Below are 16,907 nucleotides of genomic sequence, written 5' to 3'. Positions count from 1 at the left end.
CGGCCACGGCCAGCGGCGACGACCCGGCGCAGTCGACCCGTGTGCGGGCCCCCGGGGGACGCACCGGCGTGACCGTCGGCGAGGTGCGCCGCGGAGACGGCGGACTCGCCGGGGGAATCGGGACCCACCCGGTTGCGGCCACCTGGGCGACGCGAGCCGCCGTCGAGGTGGTCCACGACCGGGTCACCGATGTCCCGGTCAGCGCGGCTGCTCGGCACCGAGCGGACGCCCCCACCCGCCCCTATGGTCGAGCCACGTCGCTGACCCTGGGCACCGGGCCCGCTCGCCCGCACCGCGCAGGGGCAGCTGAACGCCGACCTGTGGTCGGTCGCGCCGGCACACGCGCTGTACCTCCACCCGGTGCAGGAGCGCATCCGCGGAGTCCTGGCTGGGCGCACCATCGTGGACACGACCGGTGCCGTCATGCTGCACGAGACCGGGCTGCTGCCGCGCTGGTACCTGCCGGAGGCCGACGTGGCCCCGGGTGTCCTGCAGCCCAGCGACACGCGCACCACATGCCCGTTCAAGGGGGAGGCCAGGTACTGGCATCTGTCGGTCGACGGCCGCCACGTGGAGGACGCCGCCTGGTCCTATCCGGACCCGGTGGAGGGCTGCCCGCCTCTCGCCGGGCTGGTCTCGTTCTCCTTCAAGGAGCTGGACACCTGGCTGGTCGAGGACGACGAGCAGATCGGTCACCCGCGCGACCCGTTCCACCGGGTCGACGCACGCCGCTCGTCCCGGCATGTGGTCATCCGCTCCGGCGGTGAGGTGGTCGCCGAGACGGGCAGCCCGGTCGCGGTGGCTGATGCCGGGATGCCGGGATGCCGGTGCGCTGGTACGCGCCGGAGGCAGACGTGCGCGACGGCGTCCTGGAGGACAGCGAGACCACCACGGTCTGCCCGTACAAGGGCGTGGCCACCTACGAGCACGTGGTCGTGGGCGGACGACGGTACGAGGACGCGGCCTGGTGCTACCGGGAGCCGCTGCTGGAGGCCCTGCCTGCGGCGGGTTACCGGTCCTTCGACGGCGAGGACGTCGAGGTCCAGGTCGGAACCTGACGGTCACGCGAGCTGGGCGGCGAGGTCGTCGAGACCGGTGGCCCGCAGCGACGATGGCGTGAAGCACTCGGGGTAGGGAGTGCCGGCGCGGTGGATCCACGCGGTGATCAGGCCGGCGCGGGCGGCCCCGTCGATGTCCCAGGGGTGGACGGCGACCAGCAACATCTCGGCCGGGTCGGTGCCGCAGGCCCGGGCGGCGTAGTCATAGGCGGCGCGGGCCGGCTTCCAGGCCCCGGCGTCCTCCACCGACAGCAGCGCCTCGAACTCGTCGCGGACGCCCGCAGCGGTGAACAGCTGCTCGGACACCCCCGTGGAGCCGTTGGTGAGGGTGACCAGGCGCCGCCCGGAGGCGCGCAGCGCGGGGCGGCGTACGGCGCGGAGATCCGCGGCCCGGGGCGGCCGAGCTGGTCGCCGGGACCCGGTAGCCCACCGCATCTGATGCCGACCCGGTCGGTCCCCGGGGCGGGTCCATGGACCCGCCCCGGGGAATGGGCCAAGGTTCAGGCGACGAGCTTGGCGGTCACCTCGGCGAGACGGCGTCCCTGGTAGCGGGCCGCGGCCAGCTCGGCCTCGTTGGCGGTCGCCGACTGGCCGCCGGAGGCGTTGGACACGCCGTAGGGGTTGCCGCCGGCCTCGAACAGGAGCGGGTCGGTGTAGCCGGGCGGGACGATGATCGCGCCGAAGTGCGAGAAGACGTTGAACAGCGTGAGGATCGTCGATTCGTTGCCGCCGTGGACGTTCTGCGCGCTGGTGAACGCGGTGGCGCCCTTGTTCGCCAGCTTCCCGGTGAACCACAGCCCGCCGAGGGTGTCGATGAACTGCTTCATCTGGGCAGCGGGAGTGCCGAAGCGGGTCGGCGTGCCGAGGGCGTAGCCGTCGGCCCACTCCATGTCCGCCGGGGTGGCCTCCTCGACCTCACCGGCGGTCGCGTCGACGTGCGCCCGCCAGAGCGGGTTGGAGTCGATGGCCTCCTGGGGGGCCAGCTCCGGCACCCGCCGGAGGCGCACCTCGGCGCCCGCCTCACGGGCACCGTCGGCGACGGCGGCGGCCAGCTGGTGGACGTTCCCGGTCGACGAGTAGTAGACGACGGCGATGTTGGGCACGGTTCTCCCCTGTAGCGCATGGTTCGGACAGGTCGGACGCAGTCGGCGTATCGTTGAGCACTCAACTACGGTGCCGACGCTACCGCGAGGCCGCTCGCCGCGCATGCCGAAGAGAGGCGCCCGGCACGCAGGGCGCCCACGGCGGCGGTGGTCGCCGCCACCGCGGTCGAGCCGCACGACGCAACGTCAGGGAACCCAGGGGGAGGGGTCTCGATGGAAGGTCAGCGGTACGGCGGGAGGGTCGCGGCCGCGCTCGAACCGGAGAGCGTGCTCCTGCCCGGGCGCCACGTGCCGCTGGGGTGGTACACCACCGTCCGCCGGCTGCTGCCGCAGCGGCAGCGCCGGATGGCGGGCCGCTGGTGCTTTGTCGACCACTTCGGGCCCGAGGACGTCAGCGGCCGACCTGGCATGCAGGTGCCGCCCCATCCGCACACCGGTCTGCAGACGGTCACCTGTGTCGTGGACGACGACATCGTGCACCGCGACAGCTTCCTCACCGAGGATGAGGCCCGGCTGCGTCTGGTCCCGTCGAGGACGACGTTGCTCGGCCTGCTCGAGCACATCACATGTGTCGAGGGCGTCTTGTGCGATCAAGCGCTGACCGGTCGGTCGAGCCGACAGATCGGCTTTCCGTCGACGCCGGACCGCTCGTTCCAGCTGCGTCGCGAGGACACCATCGTCGCGGTGCAGCGGGCATACCGGAAACGCCGTGCGAGGTGTGGGAGGCCACCGCGGCTCGGGACCTCGAGGACGTCGTCGCCGGCCGGGAGTGAGCGCCCGGTCCGGGCGCTGTATCTGCAGATGCTTCACGCAATCGCCCAGCACTGCGGCCAGGCCGGCATCCTTCGGGAGCAGGTGCGCGTACGCCGGGCTGCCTGATGCCCGTCGGAAGACGCCCTGCTGGCGGGTGATTGCGCCGGGATCGCCCTACGGCACCATCTCCGTGTGCCGACGCTCCGCATCGCCCAGGACGACGCCGCCGACGAGCTGCTCGGCCGTGACCCGCTGGCGCTGCTGATCGGGATGCTGCTGGACCAGCAGTTCCCCATGGAGCGGGCCTTCGGGGCCCCGCGGCTGCTCGCCGACCGCCTCGGCGTGGACACGCTGTCGGCGGAGCGGATCGCCGCCATGGATCCCGAGGACCTGGTCCGCGTCTTCCAAGGGCCGCCCGCCCTGCACCGCTATCCGGGCTCCATGGCCGGGCGCACGCAGCAGGTGTGCCGAGCGCTCGTCGAACAGTACGGCGGCGAGGTGCCCGGGCTGTGGGCCGACGACCCCACGGGTGCCACGCTGCTGAAGCGGCTCAACGGCCTGCCCGGGTTCGGTGCGCAGAAGTCGAAGATCTTCCTGGCACTGCTCGGCAAGCAGTACGGGGTGACGCCGGTGGGCTGGCGGGAGGCGGCCGGGGACTATGGCGCCGAGGGGTCGCGCCGCTCCGTCGCCGACATCACCGGTCCGCAGTCGCTCGTCGAGGTGCGGGCCTTCAAGCAGGACCAGAAGCAGGCCGCCAAGGCGGCTCGCCAGGCCGCGAACGGCTGATCCGGGCGGCCGCCGCCGGTCGCCGATCCGGTGGCACCATGGGGGTGGTCCGGGAGCGCCGCAGAGCGACCCGGCCGGCGGAGGGAAGGTGCCCGTGGCCTCGAGCCAGCAGTCCCCGCGGTCGCGCAGGTCGGAGCCGGTGCTCATCACCGAAGTCGAGCTGAGCCCGGCCGAGCAGCACGCGGCCCGGAAGCGGCGCTACGCGATCACGATGGCCACGCGCACGGTGGCCCTGATCCTGGCCGCCGTGTTCTACAAGGTCGTCTGGCTGATGATCATCTTCGTGATCCTGGGGACGGTCCTGCCGTGGGTCGCCGTCATGATGGCCAACGACCGGCCGCCGAAGAAGAAGACGCAGATGCGGGGCTACACGCCGCGGCCGGATCGCGTCCTGGACAACCCCACGCGGTCGTCCCGGATCATCGACGTCTGACGCCCGGGAGCCGTTCGGCCCCGCGCCGCGCCCTGTCATCATGGGGGCCGGGTGCGGGAGGAGCGCGGCGGACGTCGCGGCCCGCACGACACGACCGTCGAGCAGGGAGCCCGTATGAGCAGCAGCGACATCCTCGAGCGCCCGGACGTCCGCGACGCGGACACCGGCAACGCCAACGAGGTCTTCCACTACGTCCGGAAGAACAAGATCGCCGAGAGCGCCGTCATGGGCACCATGGTCGAGGCCCTCTGCGGCGAGGTCTTCCCGGTGACGAAGAGCCCCAAGCCCGGCAGCCCGGTGTGCCCGGCCTGCAAGGAGGTCTACAACCAGCTGAAAAAGGACTGATGCCTGCGTTGGGCTGATGGTGGACCGGTTGCGGGGCCCGGAGGGCTCCCGACCGGGACATGGGCAGCGGCTCAGCGGTGCTGGGGTACGGCACATGGCCGCGGTGCGCTCCGGAGGGGCGCAATGTCATCGTCATAGCAGGCCGAGGCGCTTGGCTTCTTCCTCGAGCTTCGCCGCCCGCCGCGCCCGCCGCCGGCGGTCGTGCCGGCGCAGCGGGGCGGGCCACCGCGCCTGGATGGTCGTGTTGAGCTCCGCGCCGAGGAGCACGGCCATGCCGAAGAAGAAGCAGAACAGCAGCGCGCCGATGGGGGCCGCGAGCGCGCCGTAGGGCAGCGCCGTGGTCAGGATGTCGCCGATGTAGGCGCGCAGCAGCATGGCCGCCACGAGGAAGAAGCCCAGGCTGAGGAACGCGCCGGGCAGGTGGCGGCGCCAGGGCAGCCGGTGCGGCAGCACGACGTGGAAGAAGCTGGTCAACGCCAGCAGGAGCCCCACCAGGACCACTGGCCAGTAGACGGCGTCGATGAGCATCCCGGTGGTCGCGCGCCATTCCGGTGGCGGGAGTGCGACGAGCACGTCGCGACCCAGCACCAGCAGGGGCAGGGTGAGCACCGCCATCACCATGCCGACGATGAACAGCCACAGCGCCTTGAGGCGGGTGCGGATGGGCCCACGCACGTCGCGCTGGTCGTAGGCGATGACGATCGTGTTCATGAACGTGGCGGTGGCGGACGAACCCGCCCACAGGGACAGCAGGAAGCCCACGCTGACGACGTCCAGCCGACCGGACCCGAGGATGTCGGCGAGGGTGGGCGCGACCAGCGAGTCGACCACGCCGGGGGTCAGCGCCTCGGAGGACGCGTCCAGCAGGCGGTCCTCGATCTGCCGGACGGCGTCACCACCGATGACGTCGCCCAGGTAGCCCAGCGAGCCGAGCAGCCCGATGAGCAGCGGCGGGACCGACAGGATCTGCCAGAAGGCCGCCTCGGCCGACAGCCCGAGGATGCGGTCCTGCCAGGCCTTGGCGACGGCGCGGCCGAGCAACTGGAGCGGGATGCGGACGACGGCCGGCAGGCGCTCCATCCGGGACGGTGCCGGGGGCCCGGCGCGGGTGGCCCCGGCGGGCTCCTCGTCGTCCGGTGCCGTCGCGGGGTCCGTCCCGACCGCGGCGGCCGGGCCGCTGGGCAGGAGGGCGCTCACGTCGACAGTGTGCACGTCGTCGCGGCGGACACCGACGCGGTGCTCATCGGCGTGGGTCGGGCGCCGGAGGGGCACGGCCCGCTCAGGCGCTCCGGGGACGGCTGGCACGACGGCCACCGGCGGAGGGCTGGGCGGGCGGCGTGGTGCCGTCCGGAGCGGGCGCCGGGGGAGCCGGCTGCTCGACGCACCGGAGGACCGCCTCGGCGGCGTACCGGGTCCGGAAGTCCTCGCGCCTGATCTCCGAGCCGGTGCCCAGGTCGCGGAACACCCGGGTCACGGTGACGTCGAAGCCGCGGACGCCCGACTGCGGGATGCAGTTGTCGCCGGCCGGCTTCTCCAGCACCGCGGGCTCCCGGTAGTTGGTCCGCGGACCCTCGATGGCCTGGATCTCGTAGCGCTTGGTGCCGTAGAAGGTCACGGTGAGGCTGCTCGGCGTCCAGGCGGTGTCGACGTAGATGCCGGTGTCGCTGTCGTTGCGCCACTGCAGGTCGATCAGGCCCTCGTAGACCGTGGCCTCGCGGCCGGCGGGGTAGCGGTCGATGTAGAAGCTGTGCGGCTTGTGGTAGACGTCCTCGAGGCCGGCGAAGAAGACGGCGTTGAACATCGTGGTGGCGAACTGGCTCACGCCGCCGCCCACCGCCTTGGACAGCTGGCCGCCGCTGATGACCGTGGCCTCGACGTAGCCCTGCGCGGTCCCGCGGGGGCCGGTGTAGTCGTTCAGGCTGAAGGTCTCGCCGGGCTTGATCAGTGCGCCGTCGACCTCGGCGGCCGCCACCCGGATGTTGGTGCCGCTCACCGGGTTGCTGATCCGCGTGGTGAAGGTGCTGACCTGCTCCTTGATGCCCAGCGCCTGGGCCTCCTCGGTGGTCAGGTCCGCCGGGATCGGGCCCAGCTCGGCGGTGACGGTGCGGGGCGCGTCGGCGGTGAGCACCGGCAGGAGCTGCTGGGCGAGGTTCGCCGGGTCGATGCCCGTGCCGTCGACCGAGGGGACGACGGACACCGCGCCGCCGGAGACCTCGAAACCGGCGTCCTTGGCGGGCGTGCCGAAGCGGCCCAGCACGTCGCCCAGGGCGCCCTGCAACGTCGCCGGGTCGATGGCGACGGCCAGCGTGCCGTCCTCGCCCGGCGTGAAGGTGAGGGAGGCCGCGATCGCGCTGACCGGCACCTCGGCCGAGACGGCGCCGTCCTGGCTCACGATGGCCACCGGAGCCGAGAGTGCGGGGGTGACCGTCTCGTCGAGCACGCGCTGGGCCTCGGCCTCGTCGACGGAGACGCCCTGGACGTCGACGGGGAGGTCGATGGGCGTGGAGGGGTCCTGGCCGGTGGCGAGGGCCCCGAGGATCGCCTCGGCGGCGCCGTCGCGGTCCAGGGTCCGGCCGTCCTGGGGCGGGACGACCGAGGCGGTGCTGCCCTCGATGGCGATGGTGGCGTCGACCGGGGCGCGGTCGACCTGCTCGCCGAGGGTGTCCATCTGGGCGGCGAGGGCGGTGTCCTCACCGGTGAGGATGGCGTCGATCCGGCGCTCGGTGAAGAAGCTGGTCAGGCGGGTCCACGGGTTGAGCGGCTGGTCGTCGGCCGCGTCCACGGTCGCGTCGACGTCGAGTGCGATGCCGGCGGTAACCGGGGCGAAGGGCACGCTGACGTCGTCGGCCCGCACCTGGTGCTCGGCGGCGACGCGCTCGGCCAGCCGCTGCTCCAGGGTGTCGGCCGCGGCGGCGGGGGAGAGGCCCCCGATGTCCACGCCGGCCACGACGGTGGAGCGTGGGATGTCGCCGGAGGCGACGGCGAGGTCGACTCCGTAGGCGGCCGCCAGGACGGCCACCGCGCCGGCGGGCACCAGGACGGCCCGGCGGCGCCACCAGGGGCCCTGGGGGCCCGCAGGAGCCGCCGCGGCGGCGACCCCGTCATCGGCGGAGGAAGGGTCGGGCTCCTGGAGCAGTGGGACGACGGCGGTCCGCGCGGCGAGCTCGTCGTCGCCCAGGTCGATCCGCTGGGTCTCGCCGCTCTCGACCGTCCCGGCACCGGCACCGGCACCGGCACCGGCACCGGCGGGGGCGGGCGCGGGGGCCGGCTCGGCCGCCGGAGCCGGGCCCGGCTCGGGCGCGCCGCTCTGCCAGTCCCTGCTGACGGGCCGGGTGTCGTCGTGCTGCTCGCCGAAGGCCTGTGCGGGCACGGCCGGCGCGGACCGCTGGCCGCCGCCGTCGGCGGGCATGCGGACGGTCTCGTCCGATGCCGGGTACTGCTGGGACATGGGGGCTTCCTCCGGTCGCCGCGTACCGGGGGTTCCCGGAGACGACGGAGCCGCCGGCCCGACGTCCGCACGAGGCGGGAGATCGGACGCGGCGGCGTCGTCAGGTGAGGCGGTCATCGCGGGCGCGACGATAGCGCCTCGGTTACGCGGTCAGGTGCTGCTCGCCGTCTGTGTCGATGATGTCGACAGCAATGTCACGGAGCTTGCTCTCGTACTCACGGGCGTGGTGCCCGCAGAACACGAGGTCGCTACCGCTGGCGAGCACGACACGGACCTTGGCCAGGGCGCCACAACGGTCGCAGTGGAAGGGCACGACCAGGTCGTCGGCGGCGGGGGTCGTCGTCAGCGTCTGGGTCATCTGGGTCATCACTCGCTCTCTACCGCACGGACCCGCGGCTGCGGATCGGCCTCCTGCACAGCGCCAGGATGGCCCCTCGTGTTCCCGTTGCGGATGTGAAGGTCGCGGACTCGCCGAAAGAGATGAGTCCGTGACCGACGGGGCACCGGTCGGGTCCAGCAGGGGACGTCACTGGGTCTTGCTGATGGTGCACGTGCTGGTCGTCGCCGGAGCCTCGTGTGGGAGACCGGGACGACCGGTGGTCACCTGCTGTCTTGCTCCTCCCACGCTACGCCGTCTACCCGACAGGTGTCGGACTACACCGCTCGTCACCCAACCGACACCATGTGCTGCCCCGTTCGAGGGACGGCCGGCGCGGGACGACGACGGCCGGTGCCCCCGCAAGGGTCACCGGCCATCCGTGACGTGCTGGAACGGCCCCTGGAGAGGGGCCCTTCGTCAGTCGAGGTAGTCGCGCAGGACCTGGGATCGGCTGGGGTGACGCAGCTTCGACATCGTCTTGGACTCGATCTGGCGGATCCGCTCACGCGTCACGCCGTAGACCTGCCCGATCTCGTCGAGCGTGCGCGGCTGGCCGTCGGTGAGGCCGAACCGCAACCGGACGACGCCGGCCTCCCGCTCCGAGAGGGTCTGCAGCACGCTGGTGAGCTGGTCCTGCATCAGCGTGAAGCTCACCGCGTCGACCGCCACGACGGCTTCGGAGTCCTCGATGAAGTCGCCGAGCTGGCTGTCGCCCTCGTCGCCGATGGTCTGGTCGAGGCTGATGGGCTCCCGGGCGTACTGCTGGATCTCCAGCACCTTGTCCGGGGTGATGTCCATCTCCTTGGCCAGCTCCTCCGGAGTGGGCTCGCGGCCCAGGTCCTGGAGCAGCTCGCGCTGTATGCGGCCGAGCTTGTTGATGACCTCGACCATGTGCACCGGGATGCGGATGGTGCGGGCCTGGTCGGCCATGGCGCGGGTGATGGCCTGGCGGATCCACCACGTCGCGTAGGTCGAGAACTTGTAGCCCTTGGTGTAGTCGAACTTCTCGACCGCGCGGATCAGACCGAGGTTGCCCTCCTGGATCAGGTCCAGGAACGCCATGCCGCGGCCGGTGTAGCGCTTCGCCAGGGAGACCACGAGGCGGAGGTTGGCCTCCAGCAGGTGGTTCTTGGCGCGCTCGCCGTCGCGGACGATCCAGTTGAGGTCGCGGCGCATCTGCGGGGAGAGCTTGGTGCCCTCCTCCTCGACCTGGCGCAGCCGCTCGGAGCCGTAGAGACCGGCCTCGATCCGCTTGGCGAGGTCGACCTCCTCCTCGGCGTTGAGCAGCGCGACCTTGCCGATCTGCTTGAGGTAGGCGCGGACGGAGTCGGCCGACGCGGTGAGCTCGGCGTCCTTGCGCGCCTGGCGCAGCGCCTCGGACTCCTCCTCCTCGTCCCACTCGAAGTCGCCGGACTCGCCCTCGGCGGCAGCGGCGGGGGCCTCGGCCTCCGGGCCGTCGGCGCCCGAGACGACGGCCTCGTCCAGCTTGAGGCCCTCGGTGCCGGCGTCCACGACGGCGACGGCGGAACCGTCGCTCGCGACGGCGGTCAGCACGGTGCCCTCACCGGCGCCCGGGGACGGGGTGATGGCCGGCTTGGTGCGGCTCTTGGCCGGGGCCTTCTTCCGAGCGGAAGCCGGCTCGGCGGCCGCCTTCTTGGCGCGGGTACCGGTGGCGGCCGTCCTGGCGCGCGGGCTGGTGCTCGCGGCGGCTGCTTCCGGTGCTGGCTGGTCGGCGGGCACTCAGGTTCCTTCCCGTACTGGGTTCGTTCCCCGGGGGACCGTGTGGTCCGCGGGCAGCGGCTCCGGCCAGTGCCCCGGGCGGGGGAGGACCCGGCGAACCCATGCGGAGTTTGACCGCGACGGGAGCAGGGGATCCCTCCCGGCTCGAAGGGCTACGGGCTGGGGCTTCACCATTGTAACGGCGTTCCTCGGTGAAACCATCGCCCCGGATCCAGGACCCTCGCTCCGACGGGGCGGGCGGGGCCGACCCGGTGGGGTCACGCGGAGCCGCTCAGGGCGCCAGTCGCTCCACGGCGGCCAGTGCGGCGCCCACGATCCCGGCGTCGTTCTGCAGCTCGGCCGGGACGACCGGCGTGCGCGTGCTGAGCAGGGGCACCCACTTGCTCGCCTTCTTGCTCACACCGCCGCCCACGATGATCAGGTCGGGCCACAGACCGGCCTCGAGCACGTCGAGGTAGCGGTCGACCCTCAGCGCCCAGGCCGGGTAGCTGAGCTCCTCGCGCTCCCGCGCCGCGGCCGACGCCCGCCGCTCGCCGTCCTCGCCGTCGACCTGGATGTGACCGAACTCGGTGTTGGGCACCAGGCGGCCGTCGACGAACAGGGCGCTGCCGATGCCGGTGCCGAAGGTGAGCATCAGCACCACGCCGCCGCGGCCGCGGCCGGCGCCGTAGCGCATCTCGGCCAGGCCGGCGGCGTCGGCGTCGTTGAGTGTCTGCACCGCACCGGGGATGCGCTGCTCCAGACCGGCGTCCACGTCGGTGCCGATCCAGCTCTTGTCCACGTTGGCGGCCGTGTGCGCGACCCCGGCCTTCATCACCCCGGGGAAGGTCACACCCACCTGCCCACCCCAGCCGAAGGATTCCACGATGCCGGCGACCACTCCGTAGACGGAGTCCGGCAGGGACGGCTGGGGTGTCTCGATCCGCACCCGTTCGCCGAGGAGTCGTCCCTCGTCCAGGTCGACCAGGCACCCCTTGATGCCGCTGCCGCCGATGTCCACTCCGAAGCCCTGCACGGCGACAGGCTAGTGGAAGGCCCTCTGGCGCCCCGCCGCTCGCGTGGTCACCGACGGGCCCCGCCGATCGGGCCGGGGAGCGGGGCTGGGCAGGATCGTCGCGTGAGCACCCCCACGTCGTCCCAGCTGCTCGACGTGGCCGTGTCCGCGGCCCGGGAGGCGGCCGACCTCGTCGCCCGCGGCCGGGACGGCGCCGGAGCGCACGTGGCCACCAAGTCCAGCCCCGTGGACGTGGTGACGGCGGTCGACGCCGCCAGCGAGGAGCTGCTCGTGCGGCGGCTGCTGACCGCCCGCCCGGACGACGGCGTGCTGGGGGAGGAGGGTGCCTCCCGGAACGGCACCAGCGGCGTCCGCTGGATCGTCGACCCGATCGACGGCACCGTGAACTTCCTCTACGACGTGCCCGCCTACGGCGTCTCGGTCGCGGCGGAGGTGGACGGGTCGGTCCGCGCCGGGGCGGTGCTCAACGTCGCCACCGGCGAGCTCTTCACCGCCTCCGCCGGGGAGGGCGCATGGCTGTCCGCCCCGGGGCGCACCGTCCGACGGCTGCACACGGGCCGGCCGGCGTCACTGGAGCAGACGCTGGTGGCCACCGGGTTCGGCTACCGGGCGGAGCAGCGCCGGGCCCAGGGACGGGTGGTCGCCGAGCTGCTGCCGCGGGTGCGCGACATCCGGCGGTTCGGCAGCGCGGCGCTGGATCTGTGCGCGGTGGCGGCCGGACGCGTGGACGCCTACTACGAGCTGGGGCTCCACCCCTGGGACCACGCCGCCGGAGCGCTGGTGGCCGCCGAGGCGGGTGCGGTGGTGAGCGGTCTGCGCGGAGCCCCGGTGGGTGAGCCGATGGTGGTCGCGGTCGCGCCGTCGGTGGCCGAGCCGTTCCTCGACCTGCTGGCCGAGCTGCACCCCTGACCGGGGTCAGCAGCCGAGCGGGGCGTCGGCGCCTTCCTCGACCGCGGCGGCGACCTCCTCGGCGGAGGCCAGCGCCGTGAACTCCGGCCCGAGCACCAGGTCGACCTCCGCGGTCGCACGGGTGTCCTGGTGCTCGCCCGCACCGGGCAGGTAGGCGGCCACGAACCGGGCCTGCTCGCGGCCCCGGGCACCGAACCGCACCTCGCCCACCCCCTCGACCGTGCGCTCGCTGCTGTCGTTGGCCACCTCGCTGACGGTGAAGCCGCGGGCCTTCAGCTCCTCCGACACGTTCGTGGCCAGGCCGGGCAGGTCGGTGGCGTTGTAGATGCGCACCGACACGGTGCCGGGATCCAGCCCCGGCGGCGCCTCCTCGGCCTCGGCGCAGGCGGCGGCCTCGTCGGCCTCACGGGCGCGGTCCTGGCGGATCACCGTCCACCAGACGGCCCCGGCCGCGAGGGCGAGCACGAGCAGGAAGATCAGCGGCGGCAGCGGCCGGCGACCGCTCCGCGGGCGCACCGAGGGGCGGACGGCGGTGCGCTCGGTCACTGCATCTCCTCGACGAGGTCCCGGTGGGCGGCTGACGCCCGGAGCTTAGGGGCGTGGCCTGCTCCTAGATCGCACCGTCCTCCAGTGCGGCGCGTCCCAGCTCGACGCACGGGCCGATCCGGTCGGCGTAGCCGCTGGTGTCCTTGCCGGCCATCGCCCCGGCGGCCGACCGGGCGAGGATCCCGGCGATGATCGCGGCGAACTTGAAGAAGGCGAAACCCACGTACCAGTTGAGGTCCGAGAGGTCCGTGCCGGTGCGCGCGGCGTAGCGGTCGGCGACCTCGAGCCGGGTGGGGAAGCCGGGCAGCGTGGTGACCGGGCTGAGCGTCGATGGTCGCTGCTCGCCGGCCTCGGGCCAGTAGACGAACATCATCCCGATGTCGGTGAGCGGGTCGCCGAGCGTCGACATCTCCCAGTCGAGGACCGCCTTGATGCGGCCGGGTTCGTCCGGGTCGAGCAGGCAGTTGTCCAGGCGGTAGTCGCCGTGGGTGATGCCGGCGCGGGAGGTCGTGGGCACGGTGGCGGCCAACCGCGCGGCGAGTGCGTCGAGGTCGGGCCGGTCGCGGTCGCGGGTGGCCTCCCACTGCGTGGTCCAGCGGCGCACCTGGCGGGCGAGGAACCCCTCGGGCCGGCCGAAGTCGGCCAGGCCGACGGCGGCAGGGTCCACGGAGTGCAGGTCGGCCAGGGTGTCCACCAGCGCCTGACCGATGGCGCGCCGCTGCTCGGGGGCGTCGGCGTAACCGGCGGGCAGCTCGCTCACCACGTGGACGCCGACCACCCGCTCCATCACGTAGAACGGCGCACCGAGCACGGCGGTGTCCGTGCAGAGGTGCAGGGTGCGCGGCACGGGCACCGGCGTCGGGCCGAGCGCCGAGATCACCCGGTGCTCGCGGGCCATGTCGTGCGCCGTCGCGAGAACCGCGCCCGTCGGCGGGCGGCGGAGGATCACCGCGTCGTCCGGGTCCCCCTCCGCCGGCGTGACCACGTAGGTGAGGTTCGACATCCCCGCCGCGATGAGCTCGACGGTGACCGAACGCCATTTCTCGTGCCCCAGCGCGGAGGCCAGGTACGGGCCCACGACAGCTGGATCGGCACCCGGGGAAGTCGCCACGGCGGCAGGGTAACCTCTGCGGCTCCGTCGCCCGCCCGCCCGTCCACGGGCCCGACGTGCCTCCTCCCCGGAGTCGGGCACAAACCGGGCCCTGTCGGCGTTGGGGGGCCTGCCGGTCCTCTGCGAGGAGGTGCGGCGGTGGAGGGGAGCCCCAGCAACGGGCCCCGCCCACACGACCACTGGTCGCCCACCGGCGACCGGAAGGACGACGGCGCCGCACCCGGCGCCTCGTCAGACGAACGGGCACGACGCCCGAGAAATCCGGAGGAGGGGCACACCACATGGCCACCGACTACGACGCCCCACGCCGCAACGAGACCGACGAGCTCGGCGAGGACTCGCTGGAGGAGCTCAAGGCGCGGCGCGCTGAGGCGCAGTCCTCCTCGGTCGACGTCGACGAGACCGACTTCAACGAGAACCTCGAGCTCCCCGGCGCCGACCTCTCCGGCGAGGAGCTCACGGTCCGCGTGCTGCCCAAGCAGGAGGACGAGTTCACCTGCTCGCGCTGCTTCCTGGTGCAGCACCGCAGCCGTCTGACCTCCACCAAGGGCGACCAGCTCTTCTGCCGCGACTGCGCCTGAAAGGACCCCGTCCTCCCCACCCTTCGCAAGCTCAGGGCGGGACCCGGGACGGGGCCACACGGAAGGCCCGGCAGGGGGCCGTTCCAGCACCTCACCTGGGGGACGGATGACGGAGCCGCGCATGGGGGCGCCGCGTGAGGTGCCGCCGCCCCGGCCGGTCTCCCCGGCGGCGGAACCCGTCGAGGAGAGCCCGCTCGCGCGGGCCGGCCGCGCCGTGGCCGACGCCGTGGCCGGCGTGGCCGGCACGGCCTCCGGGCGGTCCGGCGCCGGCGGGCTCCGCGACGTCGTCGGCGCCGTGGCCGGCGCGGTCGCCGGCGCCTTCGCCGGTGCGCCGTCCGCGACCGGGGAGACCGGTCCGGCGGGCGGCCATCCCGGTGACCCCGGGGTGCCGCCGGCCGGTGGGCGCAGCCCGAGCGCGCTCCTCGGCGAGCTGCTGGCCGTCACCGCTCCCCGCCTGCCGGTGCGTGACCGGGAGCGCCTGCGCCGCGCCCATCCCGGTGCCTCCGACGACGAGATCGCCGAGGCGCTCGTCCAGCGCGCGGCCCGGGCCACCTCCGGGATCGGCGCGGCAGCGGGGGGTCTCTCGGCGGCCCACTGGCTGGTTCCGCCGTCCCTGATGGCGGTGCCCCTGGAACTGGGTGCCGAGACCGTGCTCGTGGCGGCCGTGGAGATCGTGCTGATCGCCGAACTGCACGAGCTGCACGACCGCCGCCCGCCCGGCGACGCCGCCCGGCGCGGAGAGGCATACCTCGCCGCCTGGTCCGAACAGCGAGCCGTGGGCGCGCAGGCCGCCGGTCTGGGTTCCCTCCTGGGCGCCGCCGGCATGCGCGCCCTGCGGCGGCGGCTGACCCGCCGGCTCGCCGGCGCGGTCCCCTCGGCCGCGCCCCTCCTCATCGGGGCGGCGCTGGCCGGGCGCGGCAACCGGCGCGCGACCGAGAACCTGGCCCGTCGGGTCCTCGCAGACCTGCGCCGGCTCCGCGGCTAGGGTCGCCGTCGTGCCCGAGCCACTCGTCGAGCCGGACGTGCCCGTCCTGCTGACCGGCCCCGGCGGCGCCGTGCCCCGCTACGCGCTGCCCGGTGACGCCGGAGCCGACCTCACCGCCGCCGAGGACGTCGAGCTGGCTCCGTTCGAGCGGCGTCTGGTGGGTACCGGGATCGCGGTCGCCATCCCCGACGGCTACGCCGGCTTCGTGCACCCCCGGTCGGGTCTCGCGCACCGGCTGGGGCTGAGCATGGTGAACGCACCGGGCACCATCGACTCGGGCTACCGGGGCGAGATCAAGGTCAACCTCATCAACCTCGACCCGCACAGCACGCTCCGGCTCAGCCGGGGCGACCGCATCGCCCAGCTGGTCGTCCAGCAAGTGGCCCGGGCCCGGTTCGTGCCGGTGCCCGAGCTGCCGGCCAGCGAGCGCGGCGAGGGCGGGCACGGGTCCACCGGTGGGCACGGGCCCGCCGATCCACCAGCACGTGAGGGGCGGAACTGACATGCCGTTCGGACGGCGGCGCAACCGCATCGACCGCAGCCTGCGCGAGCGCGGGGTGCCCCCGGAGCCGCAGCAGCGGGTCCGCGACGTCGAGGCCACGACGGGGCCCTACGACGAGGCCGACGCGCCCCAGGACGGTCTGGCGCGCATCGACCTCGGCGCCATCCGGCTCCCGGCCCTGCCCGGCATGGACCTGCGGGTGGAGCTCAACCAGCAGCAGCGGGTGGTCGCAGCGACCCTCCGCTCGGGGAAGTCGCTGCTGCAGGTCTCCGCCTTCGCCGCCCCGCGGGCCGCAGGGATCTGGGACGACGTGCGCACCGAGCTGGGGCGCAGCGCATCGGGCCAGGGCGCCTCGCTGCGCGAGGTCGAGGGCCCGTTCGGCATCGAGCTGTCCGGCACCATGATGGCCCCGGCCGCCGCGCAGCCGGGCGCCCCGGCACCGCAGCCGGTGCGCCGGCACGCGCGCTTCTTCGGCGTCGACGGCCCGCGCTGGTTCCTGCGCGGCCTGCTCAGCGGTCCTGTCGAGGACGAGGCGCGGGCGGCCGAGTCGCTGCTGGAGGAGGCGTTCCGCGGCATCGTCGTCGTCCGGGGCACCGAGCCCATGCCGGTGCGCGAGCCGCTGCCGCTGACGCTGCCCGCGCAGGCGGCCGCGCAGCTGGCGCAGCAGCAGGCGGCCGCCCAGCAGCCCGGGGACCGGCCCACCGCCGGCCCCGCCTGAGCGGCGCGCCACGATGGCAGCGGTGCCCGGCCCCGTCCGCGCGGAGCCGCACTACGCTGGAGGGGTGACCGAGACCCGACCTGCCGGCTGGTGGTCGCGCGCGATCCAGCGGATCACCGCGGACGACCAGGCGATCGACGCGCAGGAGCTGCGCGCGGAATCGGCCAGCGCCGGCTGCGACCGGGTCAGCGCCTGCCGCAAGGGCGAAGTCGTGACCGTGACCGGCCGGCTCAAGTCGGTCGTCTACACGCCGCGCGAGACGGTTCCCACGCTCGAGGCCGAGCTGTTCGACGGCTCGGGTTCGGTGACGCTGGTCTGGCTGGGCCGGCGGCGCATCCCCGGCATCGAGCCCGGGCGTTCGCTCACCGCGAGGGGTCGATTCGCGGCCTTCGACGGCCGGCAGGTCATCTACAACCCCTGGTACGAGCTCTGCTCCGGCTGACGCCCTCGCGGCAGGCGGGGCGGCGGCCGGCGCCGGACCGGACGTGGGGACGG

General features: G+C 73.8%; 20 protein-coding genes and 1 pseudogene. 12 read left to right on the top strand and 9 right to left on the bottom strand.

Going from position 1 to position 16,907, the window contains the following annotated elements:
• Positions 1 to 423: 423 nt before the first annotated feature.
• Together C5508_RS20645 and C5508_RS19775 are read left to right on the top strand one after the other, a co-directional pair.
• Positions 424 to 585 (top strand): annotated as a pseudogene (locus C5508_RS20645) (DUF427 domain-containing protein); the annotation flags it as partial.
• Between the two features lie 236 nt (positions 586 to 821).
• On the top strand, positions 822 to 1,058 hold the full coding sequence (locus tag C5508_RS19775) for a DUF427 domain-containing protein (protein WP_198597806.1): 237 nt from the start codon (positions 822 to 824) through the stop codon (positions 1,056 to 1,058).
• 3 nt (positions 1,059 to 1,061) lie between these two features.
• On the opposite strand, the gene C5508_RS02640 is transcribed toward C5508_RS19775, so the two are convergent.
• Positions 1,062 to 1,493 (bottom strand): HAD family hydrolase, encoded by a 432-nt coding sequence (locus C5508_RS02640; RefSeq protein ID WP_104523328.1) that lies wholly within the window; start codon positions 1,491 to 1,493, stop codon positions 1,062 to 1,064.
• Positions 1,494 to 1,558: 65 nt separating this feature from the next.
• On the bottom strand, positions 1,559 to 2,161 hold the full coding sequence (gene wrbA / locus C5508_RS02635) for an NAD(P)H:quinone oxidoreductase (RefSeq protein WP_198597805.1): 603 nt from the start codon (positions 2,159 to 2,161) through the stop codon (positions 1,559 to 1,561).
• A 213-nt stretch (positions 2,162 to 2,374) separates the two neighbouring features.
• Between wrbA and C5508_RS02630 the strand changes: the two genes are divergently transcribed.
• The 4 genes from C5508_RS02630 to C5508_RS02615 all read left to right on the top strand — a co-directional run bounded on the left by C5508_RS02630 (position 2,375) and on the right by C5508_RS02615 (position 4,478).
• Positions 2,375 to 3,040, top strand: coding sequence for a mycothiol transferase (locus tag C5508_RS02630; protein WP_104523326.1), 666 nt, complete (start codon positions 2,375 to 2,377; stop codon positions 3,038 to 3,040).
• A 66-nt stretch (positions 3,041 to 3,106) separates the two neighbouring features.
• A complete protein-coding gene (locus tag C5508_RS02625; RefSeq protein ID WP_104523324.1) occupies positions 3,107 to 3,700 on the top strand; it encodes an HhH-GPD-type base excision DNA repair protein in 594 nt (197 codons plus the stop codon).
• Between the two features lie 139 nt (positions 3,701 to 3,839).
• On the top strand, positions 3,840 to 4,133 hold the full coding sequence (locus C5508_RS02620; RefSeq protein ID WP_232796873.1) for a DUF3099 domain-containing protein: 294 nt from the start codon (positions 3,840 to 3,842) through the stop codon (positions 4,131 to 4,133).
• A 114-nt stretch (positions 4,134 to 4,247) separates the two neighbouring features.
• Positions 4,248 to 4,478: a DUF3039 domain-containing protein gene (locus tag C5508_RS02615; RefSeq protein WP_104523322.1), complete on the top strand. Its 231-nt coding sequence runs from the start codon at positions 4,248 to 4,250 to the stop codon at positions 4,476 to 4,478.
• Positions 4,479 to 4,610: 132 nt separating this feature from the next.
• Here C5508_RS02615 and C5508_RS02610 read toward each other — a convergent pair whose 3' ends face one another.
• The 5 genes from C5508_RS02610 to ppgK form a co-directional block, all read right to left on the bottom strand.
• On the bottom strand, positions 4,611 to 5,675 hold the full coding sequence (locus tag C5508_RS02610; protein ID WP_232796872.1) for a YihY/virulence factor BrkB family protein: 1,065 nt from the start codon (positions 5,673 to 5,675) through the stop codon (positions 4,611 to 4,613).
• 82 nt (positions 5,676 to 5,757) lie between these two features.
• On the bottom strand, positions 5,758 to 7,926 hold the full coding sequence (locus C5508_RS02605) for a VanW family protein (protein ID WP_104523320.1): 2,169 nt from the start codon (positions 7,924 to 7,926) through the stop codon (positions 5,758 to 5,760).
• A gap of 142 nt (positions 7,927 to 8,068) precedes the next feature.
• Entirely contained in the window at positions 8,069 to 8,293 is a 225-nt protein-coding gene (locus C5508_RS02600) for a DUF7455 domain-containing protein (RefSeq protein ID WP_104523400.1), read from the bottom strand.
• 429 nt (positions 8,294 to 8,722) lie between these two features.
• The gene (locus C5508_RS02595) at positions 8,723 to 10,045 is read right to left on the bottom strand and encodes an RNA polymerase sigma factor (protein ID WP_104523318.1); all 1,323 of its coding nucleotides are present in this window, start codon (positions 10,043 to 10,045) and stop codon (positions 8,723 to 8,725) included.
• 271 nt (positions 10,046 to 10,316) lie between these two features.
• Positions 10,317 to 11,060 (bottom strand): polyphosphate--glucose phosphotransferase, encoded by a 744-nt coding sequence (gene ppgK / locus C5508_RS02590; protein WP_104523316.1) that lies wholly within the window; start codon positions 11,058 to 11,060, stop codon positions 10,317 to 10,319.
• 102 nt (positions 11,061 to 11,162) lie between these two features.
• Between ppgK and C5508_RS02585 the strand changes: the two genes are divergently transcribed.
• Positions 11,163 to 11,969 (top strand): inositol monophosphatase family protein, encoded by an 807-nt coding sequence (locus C5508_RS02585; RefSeq protein WP_104523314.1) that lies wholly within the window; start codon positions 11,163 to 11,165, stop codon positions 11,967 to 11,969.
• Between the two features lie 6 nt (positions 11,970 to 11,975).
• On the opposite strand, the gene C5508_RS02580 is transcribed toward C5508_RS02585, so the two are convergent.
• Entirely contained in the window at positions 11,976 to 12,515 is a 540-nt protein-coding gene (locus C5508_RS02580) for a LytR C-terminal domain-containing protein (protein WP_104523312.1), read from the bottom strand.
• Positions 12,516 to 12,579: 64 nt separating this feature from the next.
• Positions 12,580 to 13,626 (bottom strand): phosphotransferase family protein, encoded by a 1,047-nt coding sequence (locus C5508_RS02575; protein ID WP_104523310.1) that lies wholly within the window; start codon positions 13,624 to 13,626, stop codon positions 12,580 to 12,582.
• Positions 13,627 to 13,907: 281 nt separating this feature from the next.
• On the opposite strand from C5508_RS02575, the gene C5508_RS02570 reads away from it, so the two are divergent.
• From C5508_RS02570 to C5508_RS02550, 5 genes are all read left to right on the top strand, one after another.
• Positions 13,908 to 14,207 (top strand): DUF4193 domain-containing protein, encoded by a 300-nt coding sequence (locus C5508_RS02570; RefSeq protein WP_104523308.1) that lies wholly within the window; start codon positions 13,908 to 13,910, stop codon positions 14,205 to 14,207.
• 121 nt (positions 14,208 to 14,328) lie between these two features.
• A complete protein-coding gene (locus tag C5508_RS02565) occupies positions 14,329 to 15,192 on the top strand; it encodes a hypothetical protein (RefSeq protein WP_104523306.1) in 864 nt (287 codons plus the stop codon).
• Positions 15,193 to 15,202: 10 nt separating this feature from the next.
• Positions 15,203 to 15,694: a dUTP diphosphatase gene (dut, locus tag C5508_RS02560; RefSeq protein ID WP_104523304.1), complete on the top strand. Its 492-nt coding sequence runs from the start codon at positions 15,203 to 15,205 to the stop codon at positions 15,692 to 15,694.
• A 1-nt stretch (position 15,695) separates the two neighbouring features.
• Complete coding sequence (locus tag C5508_RS02555; protein WP_104523302.1) at positions 15,696 to 16,412, top strand: DUF3710 domain-containing protein; 717 nt, start codon at positions 15,696 to 15,698, stop codon at positions 16,410 to 16,412.
• Between the two features lie 64 nt (positions 16,413 to 16,476).
• Entirely contained in the window at positions 16,477 to 16,854 is a 378-nt protein-coding gene (locus tag C5508_RS02550) for an OB-fold nucleic acid binding domain-containing protein (protein WP_104523300.1), read from the top strand.
• Positions 16,855 to 16,907 lie beyond the last annotated feature (53 nt).

Origin of the sequence: Blastococcus atacamensis (assembly GCF_002938425.1) — a bacterium.
In the GTDB taxonomy this organism is placed as follows: domain Bacteria; phylum Actinomycetota; class Actinomycetes; order Mycobacteriales; family Geodermatophilaceae; genus Blastococcus; species Blastococcus atacamensis.
The sequence above is the reverse complement of the archived record's forward strand: the minus strand, read 5'-3'. Positions and strand labels throughout refer to the sequence as shown.

Coding starts and splice junctions, on each gene's coding strand:
- C5508_RS02600 (WP_104523400.1), bottom strand. CDS start 8,293: ATGACCCAGATGACCCAGACGCTGACGACGACCCCCGCCGCCGACGAC.
- C5508_RS19775 (WP_198597806.1), top strand. CDS start 822: ATGCCGGTGCGCTGGTACGCGCCGGAGGCAGACGTGCGCGACGGCGTC.
- C5508_RS02555 (WP_104523302.1), top strand. CDS start 15,696: ATGCCGTTCGGACGGCGGCGCAACCGCATCGACCGCAGCCTGCGCGAG.
- C5508_RS02640 (WP_104523328.1), bottom strand. CDS start 1,493: ATGCGGTGGGCTACCGGGTCCCGGCGACCAGCTCGGCCGCCCCGGGCC.
- C5508_RS02615 (WP_104523322.1), top strand. CDS start 4,248: ATGAGCAGCAGCGACATCCTCGAGCGCCCGGACGTCCGCGACGCGGAC.
- C5508_RS02630 (WP_104523326.1), top strand. CDS start 2,375: ATGGAAGGTCAGCGGTACGGCGGGAGGGTCGCGGCCGCGCTCGAACCG.
- C5508_RS02565 (WP_104523306.1), top strand. CDS start 14,329: ATGGGGGCGCCGCGTGAGGTGCCGCCGCCCCGGCCGGTCTCCCCGGCG.
- C5508_RS02570 (WP_104523308.1), top strand. CDS start 13,908: ATGGCCACCGACTACGACGCCCCACGCCGCAACGAGACCGACGAGCTC.
- C5508_RS02605 (WP_104523320.1), bottom strand. CDS start 7,926: ATGTCCCAGCAGTACCCGGCATCGGACGAGACCGTCCGCATGCCCGCC.